This window comes from Sporomusa sp. (genome assembly GCF_057736855.1).
In genome coordinates, this window is record NZ_JBYKYF010000071.1 from 1 (window position 1) to 12,108 (window position 12,108).

Consider the following 12,108-nt stretch of genomic DNA (forward strand, 5'->3'; position numbering starts at 1 on the left):
ACAACCAACGGTTTTGGAGACCGCTACTCTACCAATTGAGCTATACCCCTAGATGGTGCCGGAAGTCGGACTCGAACCGACACGGGGTTACCCCCGGCAGATTTTGAGTCTGCTACGTCTGCCAATTACGTCACTCCGGCATTATGGTGCGGGAAAAGGGACTTGAACCCCCACGGTTACCCGCCAGATCCTAAGTCTGGTGCGTCTGCCAATTCCGCCACTCCCGCGTCCTCCGAGTTAATACTATACCAGTTGTTTAGATTATTGTCAACCGCAATACACGTAAAATTATTAAAAATGACAAATATAGCTAGGTTTACTTATATAAAACTGGTGCACACTGTAGTTAGGAGGTGATAGCATGCAAAATAAAAAGAAGGCAACCAAGCTGCTGGACGAAGCTACTGATAGCGCAACAGAAAAGTTAGAAGGCGTAAGCTACCAAAACTCAGATACAGTTACCGATCAATATAATGCTAAAATTGATAAAGCCTCTGAACTAGCTAGTGCCAAATATGCCGAAAAAAAGCAGTAAATAATCCGGGGGCCTCTCATAGGTAACAGTGTCTATAAGGGGCCCTCCTTTTTATCACGCAACCAGATCTAGAACCATTTTCTATGATTCTGCTGCTTTAAAATTATATATCGGCTGAATCTTTTCAATAATGTCCACAGTTTCGCCGATATGCTTAACAATATCCTCCAGCGGCTTATAGGCCAAAGGACATTCGTCCAGTGTCGCTTTGTTGACAGATGTGGTAAAAATCCCTTTCATAAGCTCTTGATATTGTGACAAGGTAAAGGATTTCTTAGCTTGCATTCGACTCATAATTCGACCAGCGCCATGTGGAGCTGAAAAATTCCATTCAGGATTCCCTTTGCCAACGCAAATCAAACTGCCATCACGCATATTTATGGGAATCAACAATTTTTCAGATTTTTTAGCCGAAACGGCTCCTTTACGCAAAATCATATTCTCGGTATCAATGTAATTGTGGATGGTTGTAAACTGTTCTGCCACATCCAGCTTCATGCCGGTTACAATTTCATCTATTATAGCTTTCCGATTCAAGTCGGCAAAACGCTGAACAATCTTCATATCATGGATATAGTCCTCAAAATACACCCCAGACAAATAAGCTAACTCCTTGGGTATGCCAGTTACACTTTCCTTCTTGCTACGCTTGTGTTCTTTCGCTACTCCTTTTTTTCCTCCGGCCCCATTACGCTCTGCAATACCGGAATTCTCTTTCAACAATTGAACGGCAAGGTTTTGATAAAGGCTTGCCACTTCATTCCCTAAATGTCGACTGCCGGAATGAACAACAATATATACATTGTCATGGCTATCTTTATTGACTTCGATAAAATGATTGCCCCCGCCTAGTGAACCGATACTCCGCCTTGCTCTTGTAAGATTGACTTTGGCTTTGCACTTCAATGCAGTCAGATCAATTTCGTCATTATATTTGTGCTCTTTGTCTCTGATCTGAAAACCACAAGGTATTTTATCATAAATCAATTGATCCAGCTTGTACAAATCAATTTGACGATTTTCCAGCCGGATAACTTCCATACCACAGCCAATGTCAACACCAACAAGATTAGGTACTACTTTATCTTCCATCGTCATTGTGGTCCCTATGGTACAGCCGACTCCACTATGGACATCAGGCATAATTCTTATTTTGCTGTGTTTCACAAATTCCTGATTGCACAAGGTTTCAATTTGATGGAATGCGGTTTCCTCGATCGTTTCGGCAAATACTAAAGCAGTATTGTATTTTCCCTTAATTTCAATCATAAAGCCTCCCTCTACAAATTCTATATGTATTTCTGCAATGTTTTATTAATTATCTATATTATACCTGCACATTATATTGAGACCAAATACTATAACAAAGCATATTATTACGGGAATAGATTTTCTCAATTATGTAATAAACACAATTTGTTAGTTTTTTCACTAGAAACCAGAGAAGATTAGTGCTAAAATACAACTAAGCAAATAGCGAATTACTGTTTGCTCTTACGTATTTTTTTCCATAAATATTTTTTCTAGGAGACGATGCTAAGATGTTAAAACTAATGAGAGCACCTGCTAAGTATGTACAAGGAAAAAATGCTTTGCTAGAAGCTTATGAAATCACCAAAGATTTGGGAACTTCTTTTTTGTTTGTTTGTAGTCGCAGCGGCTGCAAAACTGCCAAACCTAAAATTGAAAAAAGTTTTGAAAATAAACCTGCAAACATTATGTTTGAAATATTTAATGGGATTAGCTCTACTGGTGAAATCGAAAGATTGAGAAAGATTGTTAAAGAAAACAATATCGAGGTTGTAGGCGCAATTGGCGGAGGAAGTGCCATAGACACTGCCAAAGCTATCGCCTATTATGAAAAATTGCCGGTAGTAATTATGCCTACAGTCGCAGCTACCGATGCGCCGTGCACAGGTCTTTCCGTAATTTATAATGATGACGGTTCTTTTTGCAACTATATTTTTTATCCAAAAAATCCGGAGACGGTAATTGTAGATTCTTCTATCATCGCTGCAGCACCAGTAAAATTTTTGGTGGCAGGAATGGGCGATGCCTTAGGCACCTATTTTGAAGCAAGAGCCTGCTTAAAAACCAATTCACCCAGCCTCGAAAATGGCGGAATCACGAATTCAGCAATGGCACTTTGCAGGCTTTGCTATGAAACACTATTGGCCGATGGCTATAAGGCAAAATTAGCCGTTGAGCAGGGTCTTTTAACTCCGGCAGTGGAAAATATCATTGAGGCAAATACTTATCTAAGCGGTGTGGGAGCAGATAATGGCGGTTTGGCGGTTGCCCATTCTGTATATAACGGTTTTACCGCCTTAAAAGAATGTGAATCAACTATGCACGGAGAATTAGTGGCTTTCGGAACAATTGCACAGTTAATTATTGAAAATGCTCCTATGGAAGAAATTGCGGAGGTAATTGAATTCTGTATCTCGGTTGGTTTACCTGTAACATTAGCGCAAGTCGGCGTTTCGGATGTAAGCAGAGTTCATATTGCAGCGGAAAAAGCATGTATGCCCGGAGAATCCATCCATAATATGCTTGGTGATGTAACTCCGGATGAACTGTATAATGCATTATTAGCAGCCGATGCATTAGGAAAAACCTTTTTAAGTGTAAAATAGACCTAAAAGAAACATAAAGCAAAAATTCTCCCCAAAATAAACAGCCCCCCAAATGTTAGATATGATTCTAATGTTTGAGGGGCTGTTCAATATGCTGTTGGATCGGTATGCTCTATTTTCGTTTCATAATACCATCATTATCCGTTTTCTTGGTGAAAACGACTTATGGTCGACGTACCATATCTCTGGTAATTTCGCTCAGGCTGAATGCACCGCACATTGCCATCGTATCTTTTAATTCTTCAGCCAACTTTTCAATATACAGCTTTACGCCTTCTTTTTCACCACCATATACGGCTGTTACAAACGGACGGCAAATTAGGACACCGTCAGCCCCAAGGGCCAAAGCCTTGAAAATATCTGTACCTGAGCGGATACCGCCGTCAACAAAAATCTTTACATCGCCGCCGACAGCCTCCGCAATCTCCGGAAGCACTTCTGCAGTGGCCGGACACTGATCCAATACCCGGCCACCGTGATTAGAAACAACAATGGCCTTTGCTCCTGCTGCTTTGGCTTTCATGGCAGCCTTTACGGTCATAATTCCTTTTACGATAAATGGAATACCAGCAAGTTCAACAATACGGCGAAGCTCGTCAACGGATTTTCCGCCAGCCGGCGGTGTCATGTTCTTTAAGAAAGGCAGACCGGCTGCATCAATATCCATGGCAACAGCCATAGCACCTGATTGGTGTACAAGCTCCATTTTTTCTTTGATTGTATCAAAATTCCAGGGCTTAATCGTAGGAACACCACAACCATTGACTTTAGCTATCGCCGCAGTCGCGCTTTCCATAACGGCCGGATTTGTACCATCACCGGTAAAAGCTGCGATTCCATTTTCCATGCAGGCAGAAACCAAAATATCATTATAGGTCATATCATTAAATTTGTCGCTGTAGTGCATATTTACTGCACCAACCGGTCCAGCGAAAAACGGATATTTAAATGTCCTGCCAAATATAGTAAGCGAAGTATCGACCGGTCTGTTTGCACAGAGGGTATCCATATTGACCCGGATCTCCTGCCACTTCTGGTAGTTGCGAATGGCTGTGTCACCAACCCCTTTTGCTCCAGGTCCAGGTATTGTGTTTTTACAGGCATGACCATTGCAAATGGCACATGCTTTGCAGTAACTGCCGATACAAGTCCGTGCCTTTTCCAGTAATTCTTTGTAAGTCATGATCATTTCCCCCTCTTTTTGTTTGCTGTTGTTATATTCGCACTGTATAGTGTTTATATAAGCAGACAAAGATTGCCCTGCCATATATGCTCTTGAATAAAGCATTTCAGGGATTTGAAGAATGCTCTCATAGAATTCTCAAAATATAATCTTCTATGCTGTTATTCGAAATCCTCTCATCTTCCACTATTTAGCAAACAAAATAAATATTTTAACATTTCTTCTATACACATGGTAGTACTTATATCAAATTTTCGAGTTTACCAGGCTTACATTGCCTTCGATTCTCGCTGCACCCCCATAAGCACAGGTTTAGGCAGAAGAAACGAACATACTGCCGCCAGCATGGCAACCGCTGTGAGAAGTTCCATGGTTGCCGGCAACCCATAATGATCGGCAAACCTACCGACTAAAGGAACAATTATGCCACCTACACTAAAACTAAGGCCCAGTGTCACGCCGGAGGCAAAACCGATACTACGCGCTAAATAACTCTGTCCCAATACAACAATCGAACTGAACGGGGAAAACATGGCAAAACCAATCGGGATCATCAAGGCATACGCAATGTACGCATTTGAGGTCTGTGATAATAAACCTATCATTGGTACCAACAGCACATAACTGATCTGCACCACTTTTAAATAACCGATTTTGTCTGCCAACACGCCACCAATAAGGGTAGTCACTACACCAAACATAAATAACAGGGACAGCGCTGAACCAGCTGCCGCAGTAGAAAGTCCTGTGGCATTTACCAAATATAGCGGAATAAAGCTTCGCAACCCGCAAAGGGCAATCGAGCTAAAAATAATTAGCAATGTTAACCGGGCAAAGGATGACCAATCATTCCGCAGCTTGCTGTCTGGTTCTGAGGTTGTTCCATCGGCAGCTATTTCAGAAACAGAAGTCTGAGCGATATCTGCTTTCATTTTGGGAACAACCAGCAATAAAATGCTGGCCATAATCACTGCCAACAAGCAAAACACGGCTGTTCCTTTCATACCAAATGCCGTAATGGCAGACACAGCAAGAATCGGTCCGGCGGCAAAACCACCGTTACCGCCTACAGAAAAAATACTTAAAGCCGTACCTCTCTTGGCTCCAGAAAGTTTGTGAATCATGCGCGCCGCTTCTGGGTGAAAAATAGCATTGCCGATTCCACTTACCGTTACTAGAGCAAAAATAGCCCAATAATTTTCAAACAGCCCAGCCATCCCCATGGCTGTACCAGTTAAAAAAATCCCCAATGACATAAACCATGTTTTTGACACACGATCTGCCAGCCAGCCAAAAGCAGGCTGTACCACCGAAGATAAAAAGCTAGACGCAAACATAAAACCTGCCACGGCTTGGTAATCCATACCATAATGCAAAATAAAAAATGGAAAAATAGCTGGCAACGCCCCCATGCTAATATCGCAGAAAAAATGCGCGGCCGCTACAAGGTATACATATTTTTGATTCAATTACATATCCTCCCATAAATCAAATTTCATTGGATAGCATTATTCAGGTTTTATTTTTTCTACCCATATATATTCCATCTGCAAAAAATAATCATAATACATTCTTAAAGGGTGGTCCGGTGACAGTTCGCTGTTTTTGCAAGTATTCATAAGCTTGAATTCCTTTCCTCCAGCATATGTAACATCTTCTATGACAGGATTAGCTTTGCCTAATCTTCCATACGTTTTGCAAAAATTCCTCTTCGTTTCAAAGAAAAAAATGAAATACTATGAATATGATTCTACAAAATGAGCCGTTGCAATGGTGGTTACCTTTACAACGGCTCTCAAAACAGAGTTTATACAAGTTTTTCAGCCCGATACTGGGTTAAGTAATTAATCCGCATAGGAGTTCCTTAACCAGCCGCTTGCTCCAGAAACTTGTTTGCTATTTCAACGGCAACGGCACCGTCAACAGCGTATGCATCGGCCCCAATTTCATCGGCAAACCGTTGGGTAATCGGTGCTCCGCCTACAATGATTTTAATTCCAGGATAAGCTGTTTTTAGGGCGTCAGTCGTGTCTTTCATATGCACCATGGTGGTAGTAAGCAAAGCAGTTAAACCAACAACATCGGGTTTATGCTCGGCAACTGCCTCAACAAATTTTTCTTTAGGAACATTGATTCCTAAATCAATCACTTTGTAGCCAGCACCTTCAAACATCATAATGACCAGATTCTTGCCAATATCGTGCAAGTCGTCCTTTACTGTACCAATCAGAAAGGTTCCCTTTTCTTTTATACCGGCCTGTTTGAGTAATGGTTTAATCACCGCCATGCCTGCTGCCATAGCACGGGCAGAAACTAAGACTTCAGGGATGAATACTTCACCAGATTTAAACTTAGCACCAATGCGGTTCATGCCTTCGACCAGTCCGTCATTAACAATGGATTGCACATCCATATTGGCAGCAACGGCCTTTTTTACCAATTCTTTGACCTTTTTCGCATCATGCTCCCAAATAGCCGCATGTATGTCTTGTAACAGTTTTTCCACAACAATTCCTCCTCATAATATTTTGCATGTAGCTGATTCCTTTTGCGTATATTCCTCACGACAGCTTATGGACGAATAGGGCCAAATTCTTTTGCCATTTTGATAATTCGTTCAAGCCTTGAAAACTTCATGGCCGGTGGAGCGGTATCGGCAATGCTCAGGATGAGATGATCGCCTTTACCCATTTGTTCAAATAAGTCATAAATGAAGACGTCAAACTCATAATCGGTCATGGAATTTTCCAATACTGAAACCGATGGTATTCCTCCCCAGATTGTGATCTTATCACCAAATGCCTCTCTGACCTGCTTGAGCGTGAGTGAGGTCATAGGTGCCGGAGTGATTGAGTCAGCAATATCAATTTTACCTTTCAAAAAGAAAGGTAATAGTCCCTTATTTTCCCCATCTGTATGCGTTAACAAAAATTTTCCTGCGGCATGAACCTTATCTGCAGTAGCCGCCAGATAGGGTGCTACACATTCGGCCATAAAAGGCGGCCAGGTGATCTGTGCGTCATAGTTAGTACCGGATTGAATGATATCTGCCGGACTATTAATGGCTACATCAATGACTTTATTAATATAGGGTGTCATCCGTTCAGCTAACTGCAGTAATTCTTCTTTGTGATCATACCACTCCATAAAGAACAAATCATAGGGCATTAATTCATGCAAAATATGATGCATCGCTGAACAGCCCATACTGGCTGTTCCTACTAACAAGGCCCGATCACCGATCTCCGCTTTTAGCTTAAGCATTCCTTCATAATTGGGGACAACTTCGGCATTTTCGAAAATATAAGCCACCGCCTCAAAATCATCCACACTTTTGATGGCATGTTCAGCCACATGGGATAAAGTAATACCGGCTGAACGCATGGACTCATCATAGACTACTTTTGTCCGGATATTACCAACAGGAGTTATATACTCAACAACCGTGGTGTCTCCTTCATAAGTGATATTGCGTTTAATATTCCGGAATTTCGTATGATATGGCATAGTGTCTACCCGCCAGATACCCAGTGCGCGATCCACTATATCAAGGGAATCATGATATAAATCTCGGTCAGCGGTAACACTGTGATACCCCACATCCAAATCTTCAATAATCTGCATCAGAGTATAATTGCGATATTTTGCCGGAAGCGTCCCTTTATACTTATTTGCCTTATACCACAAATCCAGGCGCGGTACAACCGGCAGACAATCGGTAGGCCTTCCCTGCAGGGTTGCTAACATTCTTTCTCTGTGTGACATCATGGTTTTTACCCCCCCATATGTAAGAAAATTCAGTAATTGCACGGTATGAATACATTACAGCCTCGTCGGCAGCCATGTAGCTCCATCAGGTCCTGTACATTAAACTAAAAATGCAATATTCATGCCAAAACCAATATATACAAGCGGCGTTTGATAATAAAAAAAGGAGGTGTTGATTATAACGCCTCCTTGGATGGATAAGATAAGGGTTTTGAGTGATTATTCAACGCAAACCATTTGCTCCTTGGACTATTGATGCAAATTGCATTATGTCTATGTGGCAAATTGCATTATTTGTTGCAAAATCGCTTAATGTCAATTTGGTATTTTTTTTGTTTGCGATAGAGTGTACTCCGATTCATACCTAATAATTCGGCTGCTTTACCTTGATGATAGTCTGATGCAATTAATGCTTGAAGAATTCTTTCCCTTTCGCTAAATAAATGGATATCTACCCTGGGTCTATTTTCTTGAACAGTGAGAGAATGACTCTGAAAATAATCACGAATGGCTTCAGCAGTTATCATCTCACCTTGCGTCATAATAACCAGACGCTCCATTACGTTTCTTAACTCGCGCACATTCCCTGGCCAATCGTATTGGTTTAACAGGTTGATGGCCTGTGGTTCGAGAACCAAGGTTTTATGACTGTCACCAAAGTATTGTTTCGTAAACAGCTTAATATAATGCTCAGCGAGAATGATAATATCCTCTTGTCGTTCTTTTAGCGGTGGAATGTGCAAACTAAGCACATGTAAGCGATAATACAAATCTTCTCTAAATTTACCGTCTTTTACGAGTTGAAGTAGATTTCTGTTGGTAGCAGCAATAATCCTGACATCAATCGGAATATACTTATCATCGCCAAGCCGCATGACTTGTTTTTCCTGGACCACCCGCAGCAGACGGCTTTGGCCATATGTATCCATTTCCGATATTTCGTCCAGAAATATCGTTCCAGTATGCGCGAGTTCAAACAGGCCTGGTTTGCCTTTGCGATTAGCCCCTGTAAAGGCCCCTTCCACATAACCAAACAGTTCACTTTCTAAAAGCGAAGCAGGAATGGCAGCACAATTGACGGCTACAAAAGGACCTTTACAGCGTTTACTGCAATTGTGGATGCTTTGCGCAAATAGCTCTTTTCCTGCACCGGAAGAACCAATAATCATAACTGTGGCATCACTTTTGGCAAATTCTCTGCCTACCTCCTTGGCATGTTGTATAGCGGGTGAAGCGCCAAGTATGTCGGCAAAAGTATGCTCTGCTACCAGCCCTTTTGTATATATTTCTTTGCGAATTTTACCTTCCATTTCGGTAATTTTAGATATATCTTGAAAGGTAATCATCGCACCGACAAGCTCATCTCCTACTTTTACCGGGGCAATATTGGCCAAAATTGTGATTTTATTTACTTTGACGATTTGTCCGAGCAGACTTTGGCCTTGCTTAAGACATGTGGCAACATCAAACATGGGGAATACTTCATCGATTTTTTTACCAATGACTGTACTGGCCTCTACCCCCAGCAACCGCTCAGCAGCCGGATTGAAGACTTCTATCTGGCGATCACTATGGGTACTGATGATTCCTTCCAACGAATAATCAACTAATACACGAAAAGTCTGCGACCGCTTTTGTTCCAGCTTCCGTGCATAGGCAACCTTTTTCGCTTCCATAAAGGCTGTCCGCAATGAAGCTTCACTCCACCCAATCTCCACCGTCTTCATGCCTTTTTGTCGTGCGAGGCGAGTACCGTGAATACCGCTTAAAACAATATCTACCTTTTTTTCTTTTGTCAGCTTTTCCAATGCCATCGGAATGGTAAAAGATGAGCTAAGTTCATAAATCATCAGCTCGACTCCAAGAATATCGGATAATACTTCCAACTGATATATCATATTACGAAATGCCAGCACAGCAATAACCGGATTTTGTAAGCCTGTTATTTTTTTAGCATCAACTAATGCCCGGACCAGTTCAGGCGCACCAATAGGAATTTCAATAACCGGCACCTCGATCCCAGCCTTAATAATTAAGGTAGCCGTCCCACCGCGGGTTACGACCACCTCCACCCCCGCCGCCACTAACCTTTTTGCCAGTGGCACCGCACGATCATTGCGGCTAAGATATGACTCTGCTATATCTTGAATACCTAAATCCTTAATTACTTTTTGCCCTGCCAAATACATTTCCTTGTAGGGTGCGATAAAAGCAATTCTTGCCATAGTTCCTCCGCTGATTCCTTGTAATATGACTGTAAACACCCTTATTCGTTGTAAATCTGAGTCTTCCTGCTTAATGACCGCAGAACAGAATAATCAGTCTTACCCACCGGATATACATATAGATAAAACAAAAAGCAATGGGATATCCGAGCCTACCTTAGGCTTCGAATATCCCATTGCTCATTAGGTTTTAAACCACACCTTGGGCTTTCATGGCTTCGGCCACTTTGATAAATCCAGCAATGTTGGCGCCAACAACCAGGTTGTCCTTAAAACCATATTCTTCGGCCGCCTGGCTGGCATTTTGATAGATATTCAGCATAATGGTTTTGAGTTTAGCATCAACTTCTTCAAACGACCAAGCCATCCGCATGCTGTTTTGTGACATTTCCAGACCTGAGACAGATACACCACCTGCATTAGCCGCCTTTGAAGGTCCAAGATACACGCCATTTTTCAGGAAATAATCAATGGCTTCGTTGGTGCAGGGCATATTAGATCCTTCGCAAACAAATTTTACTCCATTGGCGACAATGTGCTTTGCATCCTCAAGATGAATCTCGTTTTGCGTAGCACAAGGAATGACAATATCTACTTTTACTTTCCAGGGTTTTTCGCCCGGGAAAAATTTAACCCCATATTTGTCGGCATAATCTTTAACCTGGTCACGACAAGAAGCTCTCATTTCCAGCATATAATCAATTTTTTCGCCACTGACGCCATCTGGATCGTAAATGTATCCGTCAGGACCGGAAAGGGTTACAACCTTACCACCCAATTCAGTAACTTTCTTCACCGTTCCCCAGCTAACATTGCCAAAGCCTGATATAGCTACGGTTTTGCCATCAAAACTGGTTCCTTTCGATTTCAGCATTTCCTGACAGAAATAAGCAATTCCAAAACCAGTGGCTTCTGGACGCGCCAGGCTGCCGCCATACGTAAGGCCTTTTCCTGTTAATACGCCATTTTCATAGCTGCCGACTATTCTTTTATATTGTCCAAACAGGTATCCGATCTCCCGGCCGCCAACGCCAACGTCACCAGCCGGTACATCAGTATCCGGTCCGACATAGCGATACAGCTCAGTCATGAAGCTTTGACAAAAACGCATAACCTCATTATCGGATTTTCCTTTCGGGTCGAAATCAGAACCGCCTTTGCCGCCACCCATTGGCAAGCTTGTCAGGGAATTCTTGAATGTTTGTTCAAAAGCAAGGAATTTAATAATACCGAGGTTAACCGACGGATGGAAACGTAAGCCGCCTTTATATGGTCCAATCGCACTGTTGAACTGAACCCGGAAGCCGCGATTCACTCTCACTCTACCAGTATCATCCACCCAGGGCACCCGGAATATAAATTGACGCTCCGGCTCCACAAGGCGCTCAATAATTCCCAGTTCAATATATTCGGGATTTTTTTCAAGTACAGGCACTAAAGAACTCAGCACTTCCTGGACTGTCTGGTGGAATTCAGGTTCATTGGCATTTCGTTCGACAACGCGGCGATAAAGCTCGTCACAATACTGTTTAGCATGTGTAGTCATGTTTCCAATCCCCCTATTGTTTTTTGTATAATATATCCAATTCCCTCTATTTATATTATACAACCTATTGGTTATTTTGCCTACCAGATTTAACAGAATTTTCAATCATATTTTTATATACTACTTGTTCAACACCAAGGAACTATGTTTACAAAATAATTGAAACATAGTTATTTATAAATAATCCCTTTAAAGCTTCTTCCATCAATTTTGAC

General features: G+C 41.9%; 9 protein-coding genes and 2 tRNA genes. 2 read left to right on the forward strand and 9 right to left on the reverse strand.

Going from position 1 to position 12,108, the window contains the following annotated elements:
- Window positions 1–53 precede the first annotated feature (53 nt).
- Together AC29Z1_RS06635 and AC29Z1_RS06640 are read right to left on the reverse strand one after the other, a co-directional pair.
- Window positions 54–140, reverse strand: a tRNA-Leu gene (locus AC29Z1_RS06635).
- A gap of 4 nt (window positions 141–144) precedes the next feature.
- Window positions 145–227 (reverse strand) — tRNA-Leu (locus AC29Z1_RS06640).
- Window positions 228–361: 134 nt separating this feature from the next.
- Between AC29Z1_RS06640 and AC29Z1_RS06645 the strand changes: the two genes are divergently transcribed.
- Window positions 362–535 (forward strand): hypothetical protein, encoded by a 174-nt coding sequence (locus tag AC29Z1_RS06645; protein ID WP_488270674.1) that lies wholly within the window; start codon window positions 362–364, stop codon window positions 533–535.
- Between the two features lie 81 nt (window positions 536–616).
- On the opposite strand, the gene AC29Z1_RS06650 is transcribed toward AC29Z1_RS06645, so the two are convergent.
- On the reverse strand, window positions 617–1,804 hold the full coding sequence (locus AC29Z1_RS06650; protein WP_488270675.1) for an RtcB family protein: 1,188 nt from the start codon (window positions 1,802–1,804) through the stop codon (window positions 617–619).
- Between the two features lie 272 nt (window positions 1,805–2,076).
- Between AC29Z1_RS06650 and AC29Z1_RS06655 the strand changes: the two genes are divergently transcribed.
- Entirely contained in the window at window positions 2,077–3,171 is a 1,095-nt protein-coding gene (locus AC29Z1_RS06655) for a glycerol dehydrogenase (RefSeq protein WP_488270676.1), read from the forward strand.
- Window positions 3,172–3,334: 163 nt separating this feature from the next.
- On the opposite strand, the gene AC29Z1_RS06660 is transcribed toward AC29Z1_RS06655, so the two are convergent.
- The 6 genes from AC29Z1_RS06660 to gdhA all read right to left on the reverse strand — a co-directional run bounded on the left by AC29Z1_RS06660 (window position 3,335) and on the right by gdhA (window position 11,893).
- Window positions 3,335–4,354, reverse strand: coding sequence for an alpha-hydroxy-acid oxidizing protein (locus AC29Z1_RS06660; protein WP_488270677.1), 1,020 nt, complete (start codon window positions 4,352–4,354; stop codon window positions 3,335–3,337).
- 269 nt (window positions 4,355–4,623) lie between these two features.
- The gene (locus tag AC29Z1_RS06665) at window positions 4,624–5,823 is read right to left on the reverse strand and encodes an MFS transporter (RefSeq protein ID WP_488270678.1); all 1,200 of its coding nucleotides are present in this window, start codon (window positions 5,821–5,823) and stop codon (window positions 4,624–4,626) included.
- Between the two features lie 395 nt (window positions 5,824–6,218).
- Window positions 6,219–6,860, reverse strand: a complete 642-nt coding sequence (locus AC29Z1_RS06670) for a cobalamin B12-binding domain-containing protein (RefSeq protein WP_488270679.1) — start codon at window positions 6,858–6,860, stop codon at window positions 6,219–6,221.
- Between the two features lie 65 nt (window positions 6,861–6,925).
- A complete protein-coding gene (locus tag AC29Z1_RS06675) occupies window positions 6,926–8,122 on the reverse strand; it encodes a uroporphyrinogen decarboxylase family protein (RefSeq protein ID WP_488270680.1) in 1,197 nt (398 codons plus the stop codon).
- A gap of 290 nt (window positions 8,123–8,412) precedes the next feature.
- Window positions 8,413–10,347 (reverse strand): sigma 54-interacting transcriptional regulator, encoded by a 1,935-nt coding sequence (locus tag AC29Z1_RS06680; RefSeq protein WP_488270681.1) that lies wholly within the window; start codon window positions 10,345–10,347, stop codon window positions 8,413–8,415.
- Between the two features lie 190 nt (window positions 10,348–10,537).
- Window positions 10,538–11,893, reverse strand: coding sequence for an NADP-specific glutamate dehydrogenase (gdhA, locus tag AC29Z1_RS06685; protein ID WP_488270682.1), 1,356 nt, complete (start codon window positions 11,891–11,893; stop codon window positions 10,538–10,540).
- Window positions 11,894–12,108: the final 215 nt, after the last annotated feature.

Excerpts from the sequence above, each read along its gene's own strand:
- AC29Z1_RS06675 (WP_488270680.1), bottom strand. The coding sequence starts at position 8,122 with ATGATGTCACACAGAGAAAGAATGTTAGCAACCCTGCAGGGAAGGCCT.
- AC29Z1_RS06680 (WP_488270681.1), bottom strand. The coding sequence starts at position 10,347 with ATGGCAAGAATTGCTTTTATCGCACCCTACAAGGAAATGTATTTGGCA.
- AC29Z1_RS06645 (WP_488270674.1), top strand. The coding sequence starts at position 362 with ATGCAAAATAAAAAGAAGGCAACCAAGCTGCTGGACGAAGCTACTGAT.
- gdhA (WP_488270682.1), bottom strand. The coding sequence starts at position 11,893 with ATGACTACACATGCTAAACAGTATTGTGACGAGCTTTATCGCCGCGTT.
- AC29Z1_RS06660 (WP_488270677.1), bottom strand. The coding sequence starts at position 4,354 with ATGACTTACAAAGAATTACTGGAAAAGGCACGGACTTGTATCGGCAGT.
- AC29Z1_RS06650 (WP_488270675.1), bottom strand. The coding sequence starts at position 1,804 with ATGATTGAAATTAAGGGAAAATACAATACTGCTTTAGTATTTGCCGAA.
- AC29Z1_RS06655 (WP_488270676.1), top strand. The coding sequence starts at position 2,077 with ATGTTAAAACTAATGAGAGCACCTGCTAAGTATGTACAAGGAAAAAAT.